We start from the raw sequence: 21,570 nt of genomic DNA, 5'->3' as shown, positions 1-21,570 counted from the left end.
TGTTATAATAGAATTGATGTAGGGGTGAGAGGATGAATGAAGCAGATACCCGAGCAAGGCTTATTGAGCCAAAGCTTCTAGCTGCGGGTTGGACAGATCAGCAAGTGACAAGGGAGTTTTATTACAATCGCGATTATCAATATACTCCTGGTAAAATAATTTTAATTGGTGATAGGATTCGCAGAGGAAAAGCTAAAAAGGTAGATTATCTTCTTCGCCTTTCAGAAGGTTTTCCTATTGCTGTAGTGGAGGCTAAAGCTAAAGAAGAGTCAGCAGAGGCAGGTTTGGAGCAAGCCAAAGAATATGCAAGAGATCTGGGGGTTTATTTTGCTTATTCAACTAATGGAGAAAAAATAGTTGAATATGATTTTTTTACTCATACTACTCGAGAATTGTACAGTTTTCCTAAACCGCAAGAATTATGGGAACGTTGGAAGCTTAACATTGAATTAACTCGACAATGTGAAAGAATAGCAGAAGATGAAGCTGATTATTTAGTTCCAGGAGAAAGATGGAAAAGAAATCCTCTTTTGTACCCTTATTGTCCGGAATACCTGTGTGGTCGGAAACCTTTTTATTTTCAAGAAGTTGCTATTCGTGAAGTAATTCTGCGTTTCATGCGCGGTCAGCGCCGTGTTCTCTTGGCTATGGCCACAGGTACGGGGAAAACTTTTATAGCATTTCAAATTGTTTGGAAACTAGTGAAATCCGGCTGGCTGAAATCTTTACACTCCGATCGTCCTGCACGGGTGCTCTTCCTGGCCGACCGGGTGGTACTCCGAGATCAAGCTTACAACGCCTTTTCTCCATTTGCGGATGGTGCCGCCGATCCCCGTTATAAGATTGAAGGTCATCCACCCAACCTTAACCGAGATCTTTACTTTGGGATTTACCACACTCTGTGGAGCCAAGACGATCAAGGGAAGCGTCTTTTTGAGAAGTTTCCTCCAGACTTTTTTGATCTTGTGATTATCGATGAATGCCACCGCTCTGGCTGGGGTACCTGGAGAGAGATTCTTGACTACTTTCAAAATGCTATTCATCTGGGTATGACTGCCACACCCAAGCAGGACGATAACATTGACACCTATGCCTATTTCTGCGCCGAGGAACCGGAAATAGCTATTGATCCAGAACACCCGGAGAAAGGAACCTGGCGCCCGCCAGCTTATCAATACAGCCTCGGCCGGGGAATCGAAGACGGCTTCCTGGCTACTTACAAAGTGCATCGTGTTCGTACCACGATAGACAGGGAAGGCTTGCGTCTCCAAGATGCCGTGGAGCAAGGAGCCGAAGTCTTTATTCCCGAAGAAGTAGAACCACGGGAAATCTATACTACCCCTCAATTTGAGCGCGAAATCACCGTACCCGATCGCACACGTGCCATGGTAAAGCACCTAGCCGGATTGCTAAGGCGTTTTGGACCCTTAGACAAAACCATGGTTTTTTGCGTGGATATGGACCATGCCCGGCTTGTGGCCAGGCTTTTACAGGACGAGTTTGGCCCCGAATTTGGAGTTGACAACTATGCTGTTCCAATACTCTGAAGAAGGGGAGCAGGCACGTTGCTGGCTTGAGGATTTTGCCAGCTCGGAGAAAAAGTTTCCCGTTGTTGCCACCACGGCTGAGCTCCTTTCTACCGGGGTGGATGTGCCTTCTTGCAAAAACATTGTCTTTATGAAGACTGTTTCTTCTCCGGTGCTGTTCAAACAGATAATTGGCCGTGGCAGCCGGATAGATCAGGCTACCGAGAAGTACTGGTTTCGGATCATCGATTTCACCGGTGCCACGCGTCTATTCGATCAGTGGGACCGGCCCACTGGTGCCCCGACACAGCTTCCTGTGGGCCCGTGTACTGCAGCACTGTGCGGGTGGGTCTTCCACGCGGAAACGGGAGATCGACTGGTAGGCGCGCGGGTATCGGTGCGCACCGGCCCTAACACCCAGCAAGGGCCTATCCTGACCGACAAAGAAGGCTTTTTCTCCTTTAGCGGTCTACCAGCTGGAACCTTAACTTTAATGGTCGGCGCGCCGGGATTTGCTTCGCGCGAGTTACGGGTGGAAACTCTGGCCGAGGAATCTGTTAAAATAGAAATTCCACTCAAGCCTGCGCGCAGGCGAAGCAGAAAGATACGCGTAGAAGGGCTGGAGGTAACCATTGCCGATGAGGCGATATTTTTCATCGAAGCTACGGGCCAGCAACTACGCCTGGAAGAATATCGAGATTACCTCTGCCAGCAAGTAAAGAATCGGGCGTCCAATTTAAGCGCCTTGCGCAGTATTTGGGTAAATCCGGAGAAGCGTCGCGCCTTCTTGGAAGATTTACGCCGCCACGATATTCATCTTGAGGCACTAGCTGAAGTTATGGGCTGGCAGGAAGTGGATGAGTTTGATTTTTTGACGCATCTAACTTTTGGCGCTCCTATTCGCACGCGTAGTGAACGGGCTACAGCCTTTCGTAACCGGGAGCAACTCTTCCTTCACAGCTTTGGGGAGAATGCTCGCCAGGTTATCTTAGAACTTTTAGAGAAGTACCGTGTTGGTGGAATTGAGCAATTGCAACCCGAAGTATTTAGTGTTTCGCCTTTCCGTGAATGGGGCGGCGCTTTTACCATAAGCCGCTGGTTTGGCGGGCATGGGAGCTTACGCTCCACTCTTCTTACAATACAGCAAAAAATTTATCCAGAGGAGGGAATTAGCTGATTATGAACGGACCGCAAACTAGAGAATCTCTTGCCAATGAAATATGGCGTGCATGTGACATCATGCGCCGTGACAATAACTGCACCGGTATCATGGAATACGTTGAACACCTAGCATGGTTACTTTTTTTACGCTTTTTAGACGCTCAGGAAGAAGAGTGGGAAGCTCAGGCTCAAATTGCCGGACGCCCTTACACTCCTATTATTGACTCGGAGTACCGCTGGCGCCACTGGGCAACAAAAGACTGGCCTGCTGATGAACTTTTGGCCTTCGTGCACGGCCGCCTCATCCCCTATCTCCGGAGCCTGGGCGGTGACCCGCTGCGTGAAACTATCAGAAGCCTTTTTAGTGAACGTAACGTTATTGTCTGTGCTTCGGGCTACAACCTCAAAGACGTTATCCAGATCGTAAACGAAATTAACTTTCACAGCCAAGACGATATTTTTACTGTTTCCCAGGTGTACGAAGAGCTTCTGCGCCGTCTGGGGAACGAAAACCGCCTTGCGGGAGAGTTCTACACTCCGCGACCAGTGGTGCGGTTTGTCGTCGAACTAGTAGACCCGCAAATAGGAGAGGCAGTCTACGACCCAGCCTGCGGGACTTGCGGCTTTCTGGTCGAGGCGTACCTCTGGATGAAGCAGAAGGAACGAACCATAGAGGATCACCGCATACTACAGGAACGGACTTTTTTCGGCCAGGAGAAAAAGCCCGTTCCTGCGTTTTTGGGTCTGGTAAATATGATGCTGCACGGTGTGACGGTACCACGTGTGATGCGTAGAAACACACTGGAAGAAAATATCCGCAACGTCTCCGAGCGCTTTGACGTGGTGGTAACTAATCCGCCCTTTGGGGGAACAGAGGGACGGCACATCCAGCAAAACTTCCCCATCCAGTCCAACGCAACAGAGCTCCTTTTTCTCCAGCATATTATGAAGAAGCTCAAACCCCGTGACGGAGCTCGTTGCGGCATGGTTGTGCCGGAAGGAACTCTCTTTCGTGGAGGTGCTTTCGCCGAAGTTAAGCGGGATTTGCTGGAGCAATTCAATTTGCACACAGTGGTGAGCCTTCCTCCGGGCACTTTTGCTCCTTATTCTGATGTGAAAACAGCCCTTATCTTTTTTGAGCGTCCCGGGCCAACAAAGGAAATCTGGTATTACGAATTGCCTTTACCGGAAGGGCTGAAGAAGTTTAGCAAAGGCAACCCCATCCAGGATGAGCACTTTGAGGAAGCGCGCAAACTTTGGCGTGGCTGGGATGCCTACCGAAAGGGCTTGGGGCCCGTTGAAGCCTGCCTTTCGGAACGATCCTGGATTGTGCCCGTGGAAGAGGTAAAAAAGCGGGGCTACGACCTCACTGCCCGCAACCCGAACCGCTCTGGAGGAGAAGAATTGCCGTCGCCGGTGGAAATCGTAGCCGGGCTTTTGGAAAAAGAGCGGGAGATTTTAAGCATTATGGAGGAATTAAGTGAATTGTTAGAAAACGAGAAAGGCAACTCTAGCCGGAAGAACGACGAAGAGGAGGAATAAGAAAGAATGGCTCGCAACTTCGCTCTTGTAAAAAGCATTGCTGAATTTCAAGGGCTAAGGCCAGAAGAAATTATGAGAGAATTGTATAATGGTTTCCAGGAACTTACAGCCGAACAAATGAGTTCTGAGCAAGTTTCGGCCTGGCACGGAGCACTTCCTCACCTGCAGAAAGCTTTCGCCTTGCTTCCCGACAGAGTCCTGGTCGTTTTAGAGTATACCTTGCCTATGAGCAACGAGCGGATCGATGTGGTTCTGCTGGGTTGTTCACCTGAGGGCAAGGCGCAAGCGGTGGTGCTGGAGTTAAAAGGATGGCGGAAAGTGTATTATCTCAATAACAGCCTTGATCTCGATAACGACCTTGTCCTGGCAGATGACGAGGTACGCCAACATCCTGAATTGCAGGTACTCAACTATGTTGGCAAATTGAATTACAGCCATTCAGCTGCCGACCGGTTCGCCTTTGTCGGGTGCACATGGCTTTATAACCTGCCACCCAGAGAGTTGACGTTTAGGAGGGTGGACGCCTTTTGGCAAGGACAGGCGGAGGAGTTCGGACAATACCTTAGGAACCACCTCGCGGGGCCGGTGAAGGAGGAGGATGCGAAAGCGTTTTTGGAGGGTTACTATATGCAGACACCCCGCTTGCTGGAAGCCATTCGCAAAAACTTCGATGCCCTACGTCAAGGAGCGATAGATGCACTTTCTGTCAGCGGTTTTGGACCTTCTGAAGAACAAGTAAAGCTTCTGAATGAAGTGCAAAAAGCGGTAGAAAGTGGCGAGCGAGTTTGTTACCTCGTGCAGGGACAACCTGGTTCAGGTAAATCGTATCTGGCTGTTTTGATGCTGTTGAGGAGTTTGAAAAATGTCGGTCAGTTCCACAGTCAAAATAATGTGGCTGTTCTTGGCTACCGCAACAATCGTCTTATTAACACACTGCGCAAAGTATTCAGAGAATGTAGCCCTGGTTTAGATATTGTTTTGAAATTTTACTCTACTGGTAGAGGAAAAAATGGATTAGCCGAAGGTGATCCGCAAAGCCCTCACTTTTGTTTAGCCATTTACGACGAAGCTCAGAGGATGACTGAGAAAAATATACGCGTTGCTATGCAGCGGGCTGACGTGACCGTGTTCTTTTATGACGAGGCACAAATCTTAAACGCCGAGGAGGAAGGTTGGACAGAAAACTTTAAGAAAATTGCTGAGGAGTTGGAAATTGACCTAAGGGAACGAACTCTAAGCGGCATATACCGCGTTCAAGGAGGAGCTGCGTACCACGGATTCGTAGAAACGGTTCTTACCGACCCAAGTCAAGCAAAGCTACCGGAAGGGTTAAATTACGACTTTCGCGTTTTCACCGACATTCGGGAAATGCTTGAAACTCTTCGCCAAAAGGCAAACCAAAGTCGGTCCAAAGTAGCTCTTGTCGCCGCCTTTACTGAATCGCCGGGAGACCGCGAAAAACCTCTAGAGAAGTCATTAAAGAACCGCCGCATTGGTTGTCCACTTTATAGCGGCTTCAACCACTACAAGGACACTGGATTGGACATCTACTGGCTGATGGACGAGAAAGAGCAGTATCCTGCCTTCTGGTACGGGGGCCAGTCCAACGACCTGACGCACTGTGCTTCGATCTACGGCTGTCAAGGCTTTGAAGCCGATTACGTCGGGGTAGTTTGGGGACGTGACTTCTGCTTCCGGAATGCTCAGTGGGAGTTGGGAGAAAACTGCGAAGACAACATTGGACGCCCTAGTCTCAAGCAGCTTTTTAGCCAGGCTCGGAACGGAGACAGAAAAGCTCGTGTTCTGGCACTCCGCTTGTTGATAAATAGGTATCGTATCTTTTTGACCCGCGGTATACATGGCACTTATGTTTATTGTGAAGACGAGGCAACTGCTCGGTTTTTGCGCGAGATAGCGTCTTCGAAAGGGGGTAGATCCCTGTGACAGAGGGACCGTACAAGCTTCCCCCCGGCTGGCGCTGGGTGAGGTTGGGGGAGGTGTGTCTTCCTACCGAAAGGCGGGATCCTACCAAGAACCCTTCAACCTACTTTGTATATGTGGACATTTCTGCTATAGACAGCACTGTAGGCAAGATAGTGTCGCCAAAGGAGATATTAGGGCAGCATGCACCTAGCCGGGCACGTAAGGTAATCCGAAGCGGTGACGTAATTTTTGCTACCACGCGTCCTTATCTCAAAAATATTGCTTTGGTGCCTCCGGATTTGGACGGACAAATTTGCTCAACAGGCTTTTGCGTGATCCGTGCAAATCGAGAATTTGCTGAACCAGAGTTTTTATTTCACTTGTGCCGTTCCGATTTCATAACCAACCAGCTTACTGCTAGTAAAATGCGCGGAACTAGTTACCCGGCGGTAACTGACAACGATGTTTACAATACCCTCATTCCCCTCCCGCCCCTGGAGGAGCAGCGGCGCATCGTGGCGAAGGTTGAAGCTCTGATGGAGCGGGTGCGTGAGGTGCGCCGCCTGCGAGCTGAAGCTCAGAAAGATACAGAGCTTCTTATGCAGACGGCTTTGGCCGAAGTCTTTCCCCACCCCGGCGCCGATCTCCCTCCCGGCTGGCGCTGGGTAAGGTTGGGTGAGGTATGTGATATTATTATGGGACAATCTCCACCGAGTTCTACTTACAATTTTGAAGGTAATGGACTTCCTTTCTTTCAGGGAAAAGCCGACTTTGGAGATTTACATCCCACACCTCGTATATGGTGTTCTGCGCCTCAAAAAGTGGCACGGCCAGGTGATGTTTTAATAAGCGTACGTGCTCCAGTAGGTTCTACCAATGTTGCCAACTTGGCTTGTTGTATTGGGCGCGGTTTAGCAGCTCTCCGACCCCGTGATTCTCTGGAACGCTTCTGGCTTCTGTACTACCTTCACTACCTCGAACCTGAACTTTCTAAAATGGGGGCCGGTTCGACTTTCAATGCAATTACCAAGAAAGACCTTCAAAATGTCTTTATCCCCCTCCCACCCCTTGAAGAGCAGCGACGCATTGTAGCTTACCTTGACCAGATTCAGCAGCAGGTGGCAGCTCTCAAGCGAGCCCAGGCAGAAACTGAAGCCGAACTTAAGCGCCTGGAGCAGGCAATTTTAGATAAAGCCTTTCGAGGTGATCTATGATGGATAATTTAAATCAACCTTGCCAACCATTCCAATTTGATGGTTCTCGCCAGAGAAAAATATTTTAAGGATTTGGACTATTATAGACTATAGAAGAAGTATTCAAGAATTTGTGGGGGAAAGCAGCCATATGGGTCTTGAGGAACTGTCCATTTCCCAGCATAATACTTAAACTGAGCAAAGAAGAAATAGCAGGGAAGCTAAAGAAAGCCACTAGTAACAAGGTAGGCATGAAAAGGGCAGAAAAGCTCATTGAAGCAGCAAAAAAGTCAATTAGGTGTAAAAGAAGGGATAAAAGGGGCACAAATACGTTTAAACATTTACCTTTGATGAATTAGAATTTTTAAAAACACAATTTAGAAACCGTAGAAAAAGCCATGGAAGAACTACTCAAAAAAATAGACATAGCAGAATATCTGTTTAAGCATTCCAGGCATAGGAGTAATAACAGTAGCAGGATTTTTAGGAGAAGTAGGGGACATAGGGAACTATACGTACTATAAACAGATACAGAAACCTAGGGGATTAAACATAACGGATAACCAATCAGGGAAACACAGGGGGAAGACCAAGATTTCCAAGAGAGGGCGTCCTGAGTTAAGAAACCTTCTGTACAAAGCAAGCCTGACATTAGTAGCCAAAAACAAAGAATTTAAAGCACTTTACAACTACTTTTTAAGAAGGCGAGAAAATCCTTTAGAGAAGAAACAAGCATTAATTGCGATTTCAATAAAACTCATAAGAGTTATGTTTACGCTTGCTAAGAAGAAAGAAAAATACGATTCACAAAAAGTACTTGGAGAATATCGTATGAAGCAAATAAAGGAATTAGTAGCCTAGGGGCTAACAAATCAATTTAGAGCAAATAAGGTTGGGGAAGCTGTAGTACCACCCATAAGGGCAAGACCCTGAATACGAGTAAGAAGCTCCCCAAAAGCCCTCAAAGGCAGGAGGAAGGAATGTAATTAAGGGCATGACCCTGAGAGACATGATAGGGTAGCCGAGGGCTAAGTAAAAAAACATAAAAATATGCTAATAAAAGGCAACCGTAAAATAAGTTGCCTAAGGGAGGTGTTGTGTTGTTTTAAAAAGGCTTCATTTGAAAAGGTAAAAAGAGCTCAAATTTGGTGAAAAAGTGGGATTTTTTAAGCTTGATTGAGCTAAGTTACAAAATATTGAGATAGGGGGATTTAATTTATGTTTTACCAACCTGTTCTTGAGACTTCAAGGCTTATATTGAAGAAGATAAGCTTGGAAGATGCGGAAGATATGTTTGAATATGCCAGTGATCCGGAAGTTACAAAATATGTGTCGTGGGAATATCATAAGAATATTGAGGATTCTTTGAATTTGATAAAACGCATATTGTCTATAAGCGACAAGGAAGAAGTTGCAATTTGGGGATTATATTTAAAAGAAAATGAGAAATTAATTGGAACTTGTGAACTTAATATCGATAGAAAAAACATGATAGGAGAAATAGCATTTGCGCTTGGTAAGAAGTATTGGAATAAAGGGATTATGACAGAGGCTGTTAGAGAAGTGATAGAGTTTGGATTTGAAAAACTAAATCTTAACAGAATACAGGCAAGATGCATGGTGGAAAATATTGCTTCTGAGAGAGTAATGCAAAAGGTAGGTATGAAGTTTGAAGGTATATTAAGAGAAGCACTTTTTGCAAAAGGGAGATTTTGGGATATGAAGATGTATTCTATTTTGAAAAGAGAGTATGGGGAAATAGGGGAGGGGAAAGACAGCTAGATACACCGTAAAAAATTTTATGTAAACTAGCGTGTTAAAAAATGCTTATTCTTTAATCAGGTATGCTACATTTATTTCTTATCCTTCACTTTTATCGCTTAAAATACATTGCTTTAAAATGAGTTGATTTCTTGTATAGTATACTTGTATGGTATAACAAGCTAAACAAACAAAATAACGGGAGGTTTAGAATTATAAAGTCCCTTGAAGAAGTAAAAAAGGTGCTTGAGGAACATAAAGAAGAAATTAAAGAAAAAATACGGAGCAAAATTTATGGGTATTTTTGGTTCTTTTGCAAGGAATGAACAGACGGAAGTAAGTGATATTGATATTTTGGTTGAATTTGAAAAGCCAATAGGGCTTAAATTTTTTGAGCTTGCAGATTATCTTGAGGAAATATTGGATATGAAAGGTGATTTGCTCACATTTGAAGCAGTAAAGCAGAAACGGAGGCTTAATGTAAAGGGGGATTTAATTTATGTTTTACCAACCTGTTCTTGAGACTTCAAGGCTTATATTGAAGAAGATAAGCTTGGAAGATGCAGAAGATATGTTTGAATATGCCAGTGATCCGGAAGTTACAAAATATGTGTCGTGGGAATATCATAAGAATATTGAGGATTCTTTAAAATTTATTAATCTTTTGTTGTCAAGGTATGAAAAGGGAGAGCCATCAGATTGGGGATTGTATTTAAAAGAAAATGGTAAATTAATTGGTACTTGTGGTTTTTTATTTATTGATGAGAAAAATATGGTAGGAGAAGTAGGTTATGTGCTTGGTAGGAAATACTGGAATAAAGGAATTATGACAGAGGCTGTTAGAAAAGTAATAGAGTTTGGTTTTGAAAAATTAAATCTAAATAGAATACAAGCAAGGTGTAAGGTAGAAAATATTGCTTCTGAGAGGGTAATGCAAAAAGTGGGTATGAAGTTTGAGGGAGTGTTAAGAGAAGCAGTTTTTGTAAAAGGGAGATTTTGGGATATGAAGATGTATTCTATTTTGAAAAGAGAGTATGAAAAGAATAGGGAAGCCTAATTACTTTTTAAGCACATTGCTTTAAAATGCCTTGATTTTTTGTATAATATACTTGTGTGGGTAAAGAGCTAAGCAAACAAAATAACAGGAGGAATTGGCATTGGCGATAGTTATTGTAGCTTTTGTGGTTTTTCTTGACCAGTTTACAAAATACCTCGCGGCGAAGTATTTGATGCCTATAGGAAGTTATCCGGTTATAAAGCATTTTTTTCATCTGACTTATGTGGAGAATAGAGGGGCAGCTTTTGGAATGTTACAGAATAAGACTTTATTTTTTATTGTGATAACTGTGGTGGTGGGAATTGTCTTGATTTATTCAATGATTAAGCTTCCAGAAAATAGTTTGTATAATTATACGCTTGCTATGATTTTAGGGGGAGCCATAGGGAATCTCATAGATAGGGTAAGACTTGGATATGTAGTGGATTTTATTGATTTTAAGTTTTTCCCTGCTGTTTTTAACGTTGCCGATTCTTTTATTGTTGTGGGAGCAATTATACTTGGATATCTTATGATTTTTAAGGGCGGGATAAGATGAACATTGTAGACAGAATAGTTTTGCAAGGAGAAAAAGAGGACGAAGGAAAGAGAATAGACGTATTTCTTGCTTCAGAGCTTGACTATTCCAGGTCATATATTAAAAAGTTAATTGAAGAAGGGCTTGTACTTGTAAATGGGAAAAATGTAAAACCTAGTTATAAAGTAAAAGAAGATGATGAAGTTATAGTAAATATTAAAGAAGCGGAAAAGATTGAAGTGGTGCCTGAGAATATACCTCTTGATATCCTTTATGAAGATGAGGACATAATTGTGATAAATAAGCCTCAGGGTATGGTTGTTCATCCTGCGCCAGGGAATTATAGCGGTACACTTGTGAATGCCCTTCTTTACCATTGTAAAAATTTATCAGGAATTAACGGCATACTGCGACCTGGAATAGTGCACAGGCTTGATAAAGATACTTCAGGGGTCATGGTTGTCGCTAAAAATGACAAAGCTCATATGAGTCTTTCAAATCAGATAAAGGAAAGAAGTGTGCTTAAAAAATATGTCGCAATTGTAGAAGGGGTCATAAAAGAGGAAGAAGGGAAAATTGAAGCGCCTATTGGAAGGCATCCTGTTGATAGAAAGAGGATGGCTGTAGTCCAGGACGGAAGGTATGCACTTACTTTGTATAAAGTTTTGGAGAGATTTAAAAACAATACTTTTGTGGAGGCGACCATAAAGACAGGCAGGACTCATCAGATAAGGGTGCATTTGAGTTATATAGGTCATCCTGTCGTAGGAGACCCTGTGTATGGATATAAAAAACAAAAGTTTAAGTTGGAAGGGCAGGCATTGCACTCCAAAGTTCTAGGGTTTATTCATCCGACAAAAGGAGTGTACATGGAATTTGAAGCCCCTTTGCCCGATTATTTTACAAGATTGCTCGAAATTTTAAGGGCAGAGAAAGACAGGGATTAATTTTTTGCCCTGCCTTTATCTGCTCTGTATATTTCGTCTTTTTCAGGTGGAAGAATTTTTTCTTTTCCGGAAGAAGTTATCAAATACCTTCCTTCTTTCACAATTTTTCCTATTATTGTAGCTTGTATTCCTTTTTCAGATAAGGCTTTGACTATTCTGTTTCCATCTTCTGCAGTAATCAGCATGGAACCGCTGGATATCAATTTTAAAGGATTTAATCCAAAAAATTTGCATATTTCCTTTGTCTCACGTCGAAAAGGCAATTTTTCTTCGTATATTTCAATCCCTAATCCTGATGCTTCGGAAATTTCATAAGTTGCTCCTAGCACTCCTCCTTCTGTTATATCATGCATGGCATTTGCGCCATTTTGGGAAGCTATTAGACCCTCCTCTATTACGCTTATTTCGTTTATAAAGCTTTGTGCTTTTAAGACAAAGTCTTTCCCGAAATGTTTGATGAGCAAATCCTCATAATCTGTTGCCAAAATTGCTGTTCCTTCAAGTCCCAAAGCTTTTGTTACAATTACGTCATCTCCTATTTTAGCCCCTTTTGAGGTTATGTATTTTCCTTTTCTAGCAATTCCAATTGCTGTTGTGCTTATTACAGGTTTATTTACTGCTTGAGTTACTTCAGTATGCCCTCCTAAAACTTCAATTCCTATCATTTTAGAAGCTTTGTCAATTTCCTGCATTATATTTTTAAGCATTTGTTCCTCTGTGCCCTCTGGAAGAAGTATTGTGGTGAGTATGCCAATAGGTTCTGCGCCGCAGGCTGCAAGGTCATTGCAGGATATTATGACAGATAAAAAGCCGCTCAATTTATCTGCTGCTGTAATTGGGTCTGTGGAAAGAACTGCTACGTATTCACCAAAATCGATTATGCTGGAGTCTTCTCCTAACTGGGAGTGAACTAAGACTTCTTTTCTTTTTGTGCCAAGATAAGGGAAAATGGACCTTTTCATCACTTCTACAGGAATTTTCCCTATTTCTAGCTTCATTTTGTCACATCCTTTTTTCTTGATATTTAGAGCGAACAATTTCATATTACCACATTTTTGCTTTTTTTAAATATTCCCTATGGACAACTTGAAGAGAATGTGGTAATATATAAAAGAAAAAGCCTTTAAGCAGTCCTGTGAGGCTGGCAAGGTCTTATAAAAAGAAGTACCAGAAACCTTCTTGCCAGTGCAAGAAGGTTTTTTGGAGGTTGTAGGATGAGAGTAAAAGCAGAGATAATGGACGAAAAAGCTATAGATAGAGCTTTGATAAGAATAGCTCACGAGATTGTTGAAAGAAATAAAGGGATAGAGGATGTAGTTTTAGTAGGCATTAAGACAAGAGGAGTACCTCTGGCTAAGAGAATTGCGAGGTACATTTCTAGAATAGAAGGGAAAGAACCTCCAGTGGGGTCTCTTGATATTACGCTGTATCGGGATGACCTCACCACAGACCTTGAACAGCCTGTAGTAAAGAAGAAAGATATTGGAGTGGATGTAGCCAATAAAATAGTGGTCTTAGTAGACGATGTGATATACACAGGCAGGACTGTGAGGGCTGCAATGGATGCCATAATTGACCTGGGGCGACCCAAAGCAATACAGCTTGCTGAGCTTGTGGACAGAGGTCACAGGGAACTTCCTATAAGGCCTGACTATGTTGGGAAGAATGTTCCGACATCTAGAAGCGAGATAATTCAAGTGATGCTGGAAGAAGTGGATGGAGTGAATAAAGTAGTTATAACTGAAAAGTAGCACCTTTAATTTAGCCCAGCGAGGCTAAGAAGGGAGAATATAGATCTATTCTCCCTGAGTGTTAAACTTGACGAGGGGAGGATTTTTTGTGCCTAAAATTAAATTCTTGATTTTTACAAAAAAGTATATTTTAAGAAATAAGAGTAGTTCCATTTCACCTTTTTGTGAAATGGGGACTACTCTTTTTTTAAAGGAGGGAAAAGGTCATGCTCAAAAAGGACCTTCTGGGGATTAAAGACCTTACAAGAGAAGAAATACTGGAAATTCTGGATTTGGCCTTTGAGATGAAAAAGCTGTTAAACGGTGAAAAGTATTCCCAAGCCTTAAGAGGAAAAACTGTGGTGACAATCTTCTTCGAGCCCAGCACAAGGACAAGGTTGTCTTTTGAAATGGCTGCCAAATACCTAGGAGCCCATTATGGAAATATAGAGGTGGCTACCAGCAGTGTAGTAAAGGGAGAGTCCCTCATAGATACTATAAGGACAGTTGAAAGAATGAAAGCAGATGTGATAGTGACAAGGCACAATATGAGTGGAACTCCTCACCTTCTTGCGAAATACACAAATGCTTCCATCATAAACGGAGGGGATGGCATAAATGAACATCCAACACAGGCGCTTTTGGATATGATGACTATAAAGGAGAAAAAAGGGGATTTTAAAGGATTAAAAGTTGCTATAATAGGTGATATTATGCACAGCAGGGTGGCAAGGTCTAACATATGGGGGCTTAAGAAATTGGGAGCAGAAGTGAAAGTGGCGGGACCTTCCACACTAATGCCTCCTCAGATAGAGAAAATGGGGGTCAAAGTCTGCTATAACGCTGAAGAGGCTATAAAGGATGCAGATGTTGTGATGGGATTGAGAATTCAATTGGAAAGGCAAAAAAGCGGGCTATTTCCTTCAATTGAGGAGTACAGGGAGTATTTCGGAATAAATGAGGAGAGAATGAGACTGGCAAAATCTGACGCTATTTTGATGCACCCAGGTCCTATCAACAGGAATGTGGAGGTTACCTCAGGTGCTGCAAATGCTAGTTACTCCGTAATAGAGGAGCAGATAACAAACGGGGTGGCTGTGAGGATGGCACTTTTGAAAATTCTGTGTGAGAGGAGGAATTAGAAATGAGGATCGTGATAAAAAATGGAATTGTGATTGATGGTTTTGGCGGTGAAGAAAAAGCTGACATCCTTATAAATTACGGCATAATAAAAGGGATTGACAAGAATATCGATGTTTCCGATGCTATAGTGATTGACGCTGAAGGCAAATATGTGCTTCCAGGTTTTGTAGACATGCACACCCACCTAAGACAGCCGGGTTTTGAGGAAAAGGAGACTATAAGGACAGGAACAGAGTCGGCTGCAGCAGGGGGTTTTACTACTGTCGCCTGTATGCCTAATACCAATCCTCCTATAGACAGCGAAGTAGTCGTAGAGTATGTGAAGGCTGTGGCTCAAAGAGAAGGAGTAGTGAAGGTACTGCCTATAGGGGCTATGACAAAGGGGATGAAAGGCGAAGAAATAACTGAAATGGCAAAGCTGAAAAAGGCTGGAGTCGTTGCTTTATCTGATGACGGCTTCCCGATAATGAGCGCAGGAATTATGAAAAGGGTTATGACTTATGGCAAAATGTATGACCTCCTTATGATAACTCACTGCGAGGACAAGACGTTGAGCGGAGAAGGAGTTATGAACAGCGGGATAATTGCTACAATGCTGGGGCTTAAAGGAATACCGAGAGAAGCGGAAGAAGTGATGCTTGCAAGAAATATAATACTGGCAAAGGCGACAGGTGCGAAGCTTCACATTGCCCATGTTTCCACTAAAGGCAGTGTAGAGCTCATAAGAAGGGCAAAAGAGGAAGGGGTAAGTATAACAGCAGAAGTTACTCCTCACCATCTTACTCGCACAGATGAGGCAGTCTACAATTACGATACCAATACAAAAGTTTTCCCGCCCTTGAGGACTAGGGAAGATGTAGAGGCTTTGATAGAAGGGTTGAAGGACGGCACTATAGATGCGATCGCTACAGACCACGCTCCTCATACTAAAGACGATAAAAAAGTTCCCTATGACATGGCTCCTTTTGGAATATCAGGTCTTGAAACGGCATTCTCTGTTATAAACACTTTTCTGATACAGACAGGTATAATCACTATGAAAGCCTTAGTGAATTACATGAGTATGAATCCTGCAAGGATACTGGGAATATCCAATGGAATAAGGGTAGGAGCTACTGCGGATATTGTGATTGTTAATCCCCATGAAGAATATACCGTGGATAAAGAAAAATTCAAGTCAAAGGGCAAAAACACCCCTTATCACGGGATGAAATTAAAAGGAGTTGTGGAATACACAATAGTGGAAGGGCAAATAAGGTATCAGAAAAACAAGAAATTTGAAAAGGTCGAGATATGACTTTGATGGAAAGAAGGGGAAATATGTTTGTGGACAGGCTGATAGAAAGTGTGAAGGCCAAAAAAACCCCTGTGGTTGTGGGACTTGACCCGCGAATTGAGATGATTCCGGATTTTATAAAAGAAGAGGCGTTTAGGAGAAAGGGAAATGGGGTAGAAGGAATTGCAGAAGCCATGTACCTTTTCAACAAAGGGATAATTGATGCTGTGTATGACCTTATTCCTGCTGTGAAAATTCAAGTTGCCTTTTATGAGGCTTATGGGATAGAGGGCTTTAAAGCTTTTTTCAGAACTGCGGAGTATGCTAAAAGTCTAGGCCTTATAGTGATAGCAGATGTGAAAAGAGGGGATATACAGGACGTTGCTAAAATGTATTCGAAGGCGTATCTTCAGAACCCTTTGTTTGATGCAATCACTGTAAATCCCTATATGGGTGAGGACAGCATGGTACCCTATTTAGAAGATGTGGAGAAGTTTGGCAAGGGCATATTTGTCCTTGTCAAGACTTCTAATAGGAGTTCAAAGGACGTACAGGATATTGAAACTAAAAAAGGCGGCTACGTATACCAGGAAGTAGCAAAAATGATAAGCAGGCTCTCAAAAGTGATAGTCGGTAAATATGGGTACAGTTCCATAGGGGCTGTGGTAGGTGCAACATATCCTTTTGAAGCGAAAATACTAAGAGAAGAGATGCCGCGGTGTTATTTTTTGGTACCAGGATATGGAGCACAGGGGGCAACAGCTGAGGATGTAGTAAATTGCTTTGATGAAGAAGGATATGGAGCGATAATAAATTCTTCTAGAGGTGTAATATATGCCTACAGGAGCGATTTTTGGAAAGAGGCCTATTCGGAATATGAGTATGGTCAGGCGGCAAGAGAAGAAGTGATTTTGATGACGGGCATGATCAACAATGCCCTTGTAAAAAGAAAATACATTGCCAGTTGAGGTGGAAGATGAAGGCAAGAGTATTGTCCAATAGAAGAATAGCTTCTGAAGTCTATGAAATGACATTTGAGTGGAAAGGAAAAAAACCTCATCCAGGGCAGTTTCTAATGATAGACTGCCAGGGAAAGACCTTTTTAAAAAGGCCGTTTAGTGTGAATGACTTTGAAGAGGAGAAAATGACAATTCTCTATCAAGTAAGGGGAGAAGGCACAAAAAATTTGTCTCAGATGAAAGAGGGAGATATTCTTGAAATAACTGGCCCTCATGGCAATGGATTTGAGATTTTGGAAGGAAAGAGAGTTCTTATAGTGGGCGGAGGAGTAGGAATTGCTCCCCTTTTGTACCTTGCTAAGAAAGTAAAGGCACAGAAGCTGTACATCGCTCTAGGCTTTAAAAGAGAAACTTTTCTTGTGGAAAAATTTGAGGGGTTAGGGGAAGTTGTAGTGACTACAGAAGAAGGAAGTACGGGAAGAAAAGGATTGGTAACTTCTGTAGTTGAGGAAATGATAGGAGAAGTGGATATAGTATACGGATGTGGACCAAAGCCCATGTTAAAAGCTCTTCAGGAAATTTCGATGAAGGCAAACGTCTTATGCCAAATTTCTTTAGAAGAGAAAATGGCCTGTGGTATTGGGGCCTGCCTTGGATGTGCGTGCAAGGTCAGAGAAGATAAAGGCTTTTCTTACAAGAGAGTTTGCAGAGATGGGCCGGTTTTCTGGGCAGAGGAGGTGCTATTTTGAACCTATCGGTTGAGATTGGAAAGATAAAGCTTAAAAACCCTGTGATTACTGCCTCAGGAACTTTTGGTTTTGGCAGGGAGTACAGTGAATACATCGACCTTAATAAATTAGGAGCGATAGTTGTAAAAGGACTTACTGTAAAGCCAAGAGAAGGCAATCCTCCGCCCAGGTTGTTTGAGACCGCTTCTGGGATTTTAAACAGCATAGGCCTTCAAAATCCGGGAGTAGATGCGTTTATTGAAAGGGAACTTCCTTTTTTGAAAAGTTTCGATGTTCCAGTGATTGTAAATATTGCTGGGGAAACGGTTGAGGAATTTGTGTATATGGCAGAAAAACTTGATATTGAAGGGATAGAAGGGATTGAAATTAACGTTTCCTGCCCCAACGTGAAAAAAGGCGGAATGGCTTTTGGTGTAAATCCAGATGATATTTTTGACATTACAAGAAAGGTTAGAAAGGCTACCAGTAAGACTGTCATAGTGAAGTTAACCCCAAATGTAACAGACATAAAAGTTTGCGCAAAGGCTGCGGAAAAAGGAGGAGCAGATGCTATATCTTTGATTAACACGGTGGCAGGGATGGCTGTAGACATCGATAAAAGGAGGCCTGTTTTTGAGAATGTAATTGGGGGGCTATCCGGGCCTGCTATAAAGCCTATTGCTCTTAAAATGGTGTACGAAGTAGTCACAGTTGTGAGCATTCCTGTGATAGGCATGGGAGGAATAATGAACTACAAAGATGCTTTGGAATTTTTAATTGTAGGTGCAAGAGCTATTGCAGTGGGAACTTGTAATTTTGTAAATCCTTACTGTACTGTTGAGATTATTGATGGAATAAAAAAGTACATGGAAGAAAACGAAATTGAAGACATAAATGAAATTATTGGAAGTATAAAAATTTAAAGAGGGGATTTGGAAATGGAAAAAGAAAAGGTTTTGGAAATTTTTGAAAAACTAGAAGTTATAAATAAAGGGCATTTTCTGCTGAGTTCTGGGAAACACAGTGATACGTACCTTCAATGTGCAAAGATATTTCAATATCCTAACTATAGTGAAATTTTTAGCAGGGAATTGGCAGAGAAGTTCAAAGGATACAGAATAGATGTGGTAATAGGCCCTGCGATTGGAGGCATTATATTGGCGTATGAGGTTGCGCGGCAAATCGGTGTAAGAGCTTTATTTGCGGAAAGAGAAGACAATGTTATGAAGTTGAGAAGAGGATTTGAGATAAGTAAAGGAGAAAGAGTATTGGTGGTAGAAGATGTAGTGACAACAGGAGGTTCTGTAAAAGAGGTAATAGAATTGGTCAGATCTTTAGGAGGAGAAGTGATAGGAGTAGGAACTATTGTTGATAGAAGCGATGGGAAAATAGATTTTGGTGTGCCTTTTGAGTCAATTGTAAAGTTACAGATTAAAACTTATGAAAAAGAGGAATGCCCTCTTTGTAAAGAGGGTATTCCTCTGGTAAAGCCAGGAAGCAGAAAGCTTTAGGGCACTAACATCCTTATAACTTTCATCGTTTCAGGGCCCACAATGCCGTCTACTTTAAGGCCGTTGTCTCGCTGAAATTTCATGACGGCCTTTTTTGTTCGGGGGCCAAATATGCCGTCTATGGGGCCAGGGTCATAGCCTAAACTCTGAAGAATCATCTGAAGTTCTAGCACATCGTACCCTGCTAATCCTTCGTACAGAAGGCGAGAACCCAATTCTTGTCTTTCCATTTTTTCACCTCATCTATGCACTTTCCCTCTTTACAGGGTATGCATAAGATGAGGGGAGTGTTCCTTTAAAATACCTGAAGTATAAGGCACTTAAGATATTGGGTTTCTTCGGAAGCCAGCAGTATTGGGTGGTCTTTTGCCTGTGTCCTTTGTTCCACAAGTCTTATGGTCCTTTTAGCGTCAGAAGCTGCTTCTTTTACTGTATTTAAAAACATATCGGGTCTTATGTGCTGAGAACAGGAACAGGTGATGAGAAATCCCCCTTCTCTTATGATTTTTAAAGCTCTTAAGTTTATCTCTTTGTATCCTCTTAAAGCGTCTTTAACTGTTTCTTTGCTCTTTGTAAAGGCAGGAGGGTCCAGTATTACTGTGTCAAATTTTTTCTTTTCTCTGTCGTACCTTCTCAAAAGGTCAAAGGCATTCTCTCTTATAAACTCAGCCCTTTGTTGATAGCCGTTTAGTTCTACGTTCTTTTTTGCCATTTCAAGTGCTTCTTCAGATATATCCACTATTTCTACCCTTTTTGCTCCATAGTGAAGAGCGTGAACGGCAAAAGAACCCGTATGGCTAAAACAATCCAGTACTTCGGCCCCTTTTACATAATTTTGAATTGCTCTTCTATTTTCTTTTTGGTCCAAAAAATAACCTGTCTTCTGTCCATTTTCCATATCAACCCAAAATTTAATGCCATTTTCTTTGAACTGCTGTACAGGGTCAAACTTTCCGTATAAAAATCCTTTTTGCTGAGGTAGGCCTTCAATTTCCCTCACGTTGACATCATTTCTTTCAAATATGCCTTTGGGATTTAATATTTCTACGAGGAGTTTCACTATCGTTTCTTTGTATTTGTCTATACCCAGTGAAAGAGTTTGTATGACAAGATAATCTCCAAATTTGTCTACAATCAATGCTGGTAGAAAATCCCCTTCTCCAAATACAACTCGACACGAATTAAGATCTTCCATCACTTTTTTTCTGTATTCCCATGCTCTTTTAATTCGCCTTCTAAAAAATTCTTCGCCTATTTCCTCTTCAGGGTCTCTTGTGAGAATTCGCACGGATATCATCGATTTTAAGTTTATGTATCCTTTTCCAATAAATTCTTTTTTATGAGTGAGCACATTTACAATATCTCCAGGGATGTAATCTCCCTCAATCCTGTCTATCTCAGTTCTGTATACCCAAGGATGTCCATCTAATATTCGCTTTATATTCATGTTTCTTAAGATTACGTCTGCCATAGCACCTCTCCTTACGGTTTTTGATAAGTTTTTTATACCACAGATGTCTTGATTTTGCAATTGTATATTGACATGGCAAAGAAAGCAGGATTAATATTTAGAGGGGTGATGAGTATGCAGGAGATACTAGGCAAAATAAGAAGAGCGGTGCAGGACTTTGAGATGATACAGGAGGGAGATGCTATAGCTGTCGGAGTGTCTGGAGGTAAAGACAGCATCACGCTTCTTTACGGATTACATCTTCTCAAAAGATTTTATCCAATAAAGTTCGAGGTAATGGGACTCATGCTATCTTTAGGGTTTGAGAATTTCGACCCCACTCCTATAAAAAACTTCTGTGAAGAAAAGGGTATTCCTTTTTTTGTTAAGCATACCGAAATAAAGAAAATCGTGTTTGACTACAGGAAAGAGAAAAATCCCTGCTCTTTATGCGCAAATCTAAGGCGAGGTGCTCTGAATGACTTTGCAAAGGAGAAGGGTTGCAACAAAGTGGCTCTGGCACATCATTATGATGACTTGATAGTTACTTTTATGATGAATTTGTTTTACAATGGAAGACTTCACACTTTTGAACCTGTCACGTTTTTGGACAGGTCTAAAATTACACTAATAAGGCCTTTGATTTATGTGAGAGAGAAGGAAGTGAGAAGTGCAGTGAAAAAAAACAACCTACCTGTTGTGGAAAATCCGTGTCCTATGGCAGGGAATACTACTCGCCACTCAATTGAGAATTTGATTAGAAATTTAGAAAAAGAAATCCCTGAATTGGACAAGAGAATTTTTACGGCCATAAAAAAAGATGTTTTTCAATTGAAAAATTGAGTAAAAAAAAGCTTTGTGCAAAAATTGCGCAGGTTTTTAAGGATATTTCGACATAATTGAGATTTATTGGGGTTTATGGGAGTTGAACCGATTTTTAAAACGTGGTATATTCATAATCGCCGGCGGTAAGCCGGCGGGAACAAAAAAGAAGGGTTGACAAACGAAAAAGAATTTGCTATATAAAAATATTGCGAAAAGCAAGAGAACCTTGAAAAGTGAACAGTGGGGCTCTCACGAGAAGGAAAGCTAAGCTTTATAGGTTTTAATTGGAGAGTTTGATCCTGGCTCAGGACGAACGCTGGC

The 21,570-nt window shown here is 42.2% G+C and carries 18 protein-coding genes, 1 rRNA gene and 3 pseudogenes (1 of these 22 cut by a window edge); 19 read left to right on the top strand and 3 right to left on the bottom strand.

Annotated elements, in window-relative coordinates; translation table 11 throughout:
- Positions 1-32 precede the first annotated feature (32 nt).
- From hsdR to TTE_RS07340, 10 genes and pseudogenes are all read left to right on the top strand, one after another.
- A pseudogene (hsdR, locus tag TTE_RS14640) lies at positions 33-2,703 on the top strand (EcoAI/FtnUII family type I restriction enzme subunit R).
- 2 nt (positions 2,704-2,705) lie between these two features.
- Positions 2,706-4,229, top strand: a complete 1,524-nt coding sequence (locus TTE_RS07380; RefSeq protein ID WP_011025792.1) for a type I restriction-modification system subunit M — start codon at positions 2,706-2,708, stop codon at positions 4,227-4,229.
- 6 nt (positions 4,230-4,235) lie between these two features.
- Entirely contained in the window at positions 4,236-6,173 is a 1,938-nt protein-coding gene (locus tag TTE_RS07375; protein ID WP_011025791.1) for a DUF2075 domain-containing protein, read from the top strand.
- Complete coding sequence (locus TTE_RS07370; RefSeq protein WP_011025790.1) at positions 6,170-7,366, top strand: restriction endonuclease subunit S; 1,197 nt, start codon at positions 6,170-6,172, stop codon at positions 7,364-7,366. Before TTE_RS07375 ends, TTE_RS07370 begins: the two co-directional genes overlap by 4 nt.
- Before the next feature lie 92 nt (positions 7,367-7,458).
- Positions 7,459-8,206: pseudogene (locus TTE_RS07365) on the top strand (transposase); the annotation flags it as partial.
- A gap of 357 nt (positions 8,207-8,563) precedes the next feature.
- The gene (locus TTE_RS07360) at positions 8,564-9,127 is read left to right on the top strand and encodes a GNAT family N-acetyltransferase (protein ID WP_009610076.1); all 564 of its coding nucleotides are present in this window, start codon (positions 8,564-8,566) and stop codon (positions 9,125-9,127) included.
- 194 nt (positions 9,128-9,321) lie between these two features.
- A pseudogene (locus TTE_RS07355) lies at positions 9,322-9,628 on the top strand (nucleotidyltransferase family protein).
- Positions 9,606-10,163 carry a GNAT family N-acetyltransferase gene (locus TTE_RS07350; RefSeq protein WP_011025788.1) on the top strand — a complete coding sequence of 186 codons (558 nt, stop codon included), beginning with the start codon at positions 9,606-9,608 and terminating at the stop codon, positions 10,161-10,163. The pseudogene TTE_RS07355 and the gene TTE_RS07350 overlap by 23 nt, the downstream one beginning before the upstream one ends.
- 100 nt (positions 10,164-10,263) lie before the next feature.
- The gene (gene lspA / locus TTE_RS07345; protein ID WP_011025787.1) at positions 10,264-10,701 is read left to right on the top strand and encodes a signal peptidase II; all 438 of its coding nucleotides are present in this window, start codon (positions 10,264-10,266) and stop codon (positions 10,699-10,701) included.
- Complete coding sequence (locus TTE_RS07340) at positions 10,698-11,627, top strand: RluA family pseudouridine synthase (protein ID WP_011025786.1); 930 nt, start codon at positions 10,698-10,700, stop codon at positions 11,625-11,627. Before lspA ends, TTE_RS07340 begins: the two co-directional genes overlap by 4 nt.
- Here the strand turns inward: TTE_RS07340 and TTE_RS07335 are convergent.
- On the bottom strand, positions 11,624-12,625 hold the full coding sequence (locus TTE_RS07335; RefSeq protein WP_011025785.1) for an AIR synthase family protein: 1,002 nt from the start codon (positions 12,623-12,625) through the stop codon (positions 11,624-11,626). The two genes, TTE_RS07340 and TTE_RS07335, sit on opposite strands and share 4 nt — an antisense overlap.
- 216 nt (positions 12,626-12,841) lie before the next feature.
- On the opposite strand from TTE_RS07335, the gene pyrR reads away from it, so the two are divergent.
- The 7 genes from pyrR to pyrE all read left to right on the top strand — a co-directional run bounded on the left by pyrR (position 12,842) and on the right by pyrE (position 18,974).
- Positions 12,842-13,378 carry a bifunctional pyr operon transcriptional regulator/uracil phosphoribosyltransferase PyrR gene (gene pyrR, locus TTE_RS07330; RefSeq protein ID WP_011025784.1) on the top strand — a complete coding sequence of 179 codons (537 nt, stop codon included), beginning with the start codon at positions 12,842-12,844 and terminating at the stop codon, positions 13,376-13,378.
- Positions 13,379-13,584: 206 nt separating this feature from the next.
- A complete protein-coding gene (locus TTE_RS07325; protein ID WP_011025782.1) occupies positions 13,585-14,499 on the top strand; it encodes an aspartate carbamoyltransferase catalytic subunit in 915 nt (304 codons plus the stop codon).
- A 2-nt stretch (positions 14,500-14,501) separates the two neighbouring features.
- Positions 14,502-15,797 carry a dihydroorotase gene (locus TTE_RS07320; RefSeq protein WP_011025781.1) on the top strand — a complete coding sequence of 432 codons (1,296 nt, stop codon included), beginning with the start codon at positions 14,502-14,504 and terminating at the stop codon, positions 15,795-15,797.
- 23 nt (positions 15,798-15,820) lie between these two features.
- Positions 15,821-16,744, top strand: coding sequence for an orotidine-5'-phosphate decarboxylase (gene pyrF / locus TTE_RS07315; protein WP_041587324.1), 924 nt, complete (start codon positions 15,821-15,823; stop codon positions 16,742-16,744).
- Between the two features lie 8 nt (positions 16,745-16,752).
- A complete protein-coding gene (locus TTE_RS07310) occupies positions 16,753-17,484 on the top strand; it encodes a dihydroorotate dehydrogenase electron transfer subunit (protein ID WP_009611300.1) in 732 nt (243 codons plus the stop codon).
- A complete protein-coding gene (locus TTE_RS07305) occupies positions 17,481-18,386 on the top strand; it encodes a dihydroorotate dehydrogenase (protein ID WP_011025778.1) in 906 nt (301 codons plus the stop codon). Before TTE_RS07310 ends, TTE_RS07305 begins: the two co-directional genes overlap by 4 nt.
- 15 nt (positions 18,387-18,401) lie before the next feature.
- Positions 18,402-18,974 (top strand): orotate phosphoribosyltransferase, encoded by a 573-nt coding sequence (gene pyrE / locus TTE_RS07300; protein WP_009611302.1) that lies wholly within the window; start codon positions 18,402-18,404, stop codon positions 18,972-18,974.
- Here the strand turns inward: pyrE and TTE_RS07295 are convergent.
- Together TTE_RS07295 and TTE_RS07290 are read right to left on the bottom strand one after the other, a co-directional pair.
- The gene (locus TTE_RS07295; RefSeq protein ID WP_011025777.1) at positions 18,971-19,204 is read right to left on the bottom strand and encodes a peptidoglycan-binding domain-containing protein; all 234 of its coding nucleotides are present in this window, start codon (positions 19,202-19,204) and stop codon (positions 18,971-18,973) included. The genes pyrE and TTE_RS07295 overlap by 4 nt on opposite strands.
- 65 nt (positions 19,205-19,269) lie before the next feature.
- Positions 19,270-20,445, bottom strand: a complete 1,176-nt coding sequence (locus TTE_RS07290; RefSeq protein ID WP_011025776.1) for a class I SAM-dependent rRNA methyltransferase — start codon at positions 20,443-20,445, stop codon at positions 19,270-19,272.
- A gap of 114 nt (positions 20,446-20,559) precedes the next feature.
- Between TTE_RS07290 and TTE_RS07285 the strand changes: the two genes are divergently transcribed.
- Together TTE_RS07285 and TTE_RS07280 are read left to right on the top strand one after the other, a co-directional pair.
- Positions 20,560-21,267: an ATP-binding protein gene (locus TTE_RS07285; protein WP_011025775.1), complete on the top strand. Its 708-nt coding sequence runs from the start codon at positions 20,560-20,562 to the stop codon at positions 21,265-21,267.
- A gap of 263 nt (positions 21,268-21,530) precedes the next feature.
- Positions 21,531-21,570, top strand: a 16S ribosomal RNA gene (locus TTE_RS07280); it runs 1,587 nt beyond the window's last position.

The organism is Caldanaerobacter subterraneus subsp. tengcongensis MB4, from assembly GCF_000007085.1.
In the GTDB taxonomy this organism is placed as follows: Bacteria; Bacillota; Thermoanaerobacteria; order Thermoanaerobacterales; family Thermoanaerobacteraceae; genus Thermoanaerobacter; species Thermoanaerobacter subterraneus.
The sequence above is the reverse complement of the archived record's forward strand: the minus strand, read 5'-3'. Positions and strand labels throughout refer to the sequence as shown.

What these genes read in the sequence shown, in the direction of transcription:
- TTE_RS07340 (WP_011025786.1), top strand. Translation starts at nt 10,698, where the DNA reads ATGAACATTGTAGACAGAATAGTTTTGCAAGGAGAAAAAGAGGACGAA.
- TTE_RS07320 (WP_011025781.1), top strand. Translation starts at nt 14,502, where the DNA reads ATGAGGATCGTGATAAAAAATGGAATTGTGATTGATGGTTTTGGCGGT.
- pyrE (WP_009611302.1), top strand. Translation starts at nt 18,402, where the DNA reads ATGGAAAAAGAAAAGGTTTTGGAAATTTTTGAAAAACTAGAAGTTATA.
- TTE_RS07350 (WP_011025788.1), top strand. Translation starts at nt 9,606, where the DNA reads ATGTTTTACCAACCTGTTCTTGAGACTTCAAGGCTTATATTGAAGAAG.
- TTE_RS07360 (WP_009610076.1), top strand. Translation starts at nt 8,564, where the DNA reads ATGTTTTACCAACCTGTTCTTGAGACTTCAAGGCTTATATTGAAGAAG.
- TTE_RS07325 (WP_011025782.1), top strand. Translation starts at nt 13,585, where the DNA reads ATGCTCAAAAAGGACCTTCTGGGGATTAAAGACCTTACAAGAGAAGAA.
- pyrF (WP_041587324.1), top strand. Translation starts at nt 15,821, where the DNA reads ATGTTTGTGGACAGGCTGATAGAAAGTGTGAAGGCCAAAAAAACCCCT.
- TTE_RS07310 (WP_009611300.1), top strand. Translation starts at nt 16,753, where the DNA reads ATGAAGGCAAGAGTATTGTCCAATAGAAGAATAGCTTCTGAAGTCTAT.
- TTE_RS07375 (WP_011025791.1), top strand. Translation starts at nt 4,236, where the DNA reads ATGGCTCGCAACTTCGCTCTTGTAAAAAGCATTGCTGAATTTCAAGGG.
- TTE_RS07285 (WP_011025775.1), top strand. Translation starts at nt 20,560, where the DNA reads ATGCAGGAGATACTAGGCAAAATAAGAAGAGCGGTGCAGGACTTTGAG.
- TTE_RS07295 (WP_011025777.1), bottom strand. Translation starts at nt 19,204, where the DNA reads ATGGAAAGACAAGAATTGGGTTCTCGCCTTCTGTACGAAGGATTAGCA.
- TTE_RS07335 (WP_011025785.1), bottom strand. Translation starts at nt 12,625, where the DNA reads ATGAAGCTAGAAATAGGGAAAATTCCTGTAGAAGTGATGAAAAGGTCC.
- pyrR (WP_011025784.1), top strand. Translation starts at nt 12,842, where the DNA reads ATGAGAGTAAAAGCAGAGATAATGGACGAAAAAGCTATAGATAGAGCT.
- TTE_RS07380 (WP_011025792.1), top strand. Translation starts at nt 2,706, where the DNA reads ATGAACGGACCGCAAACTAGAGAATCTCTTGCCAATGAAATATGGCGT.
- TTE_RS07290 (WP_011025776.1), bottom strand. Translation starts at nt 20,445, where the DNA reads ATGGCAGACGTAATCTTAAGAAACATGAATATAAAGCGAATATTAGAT.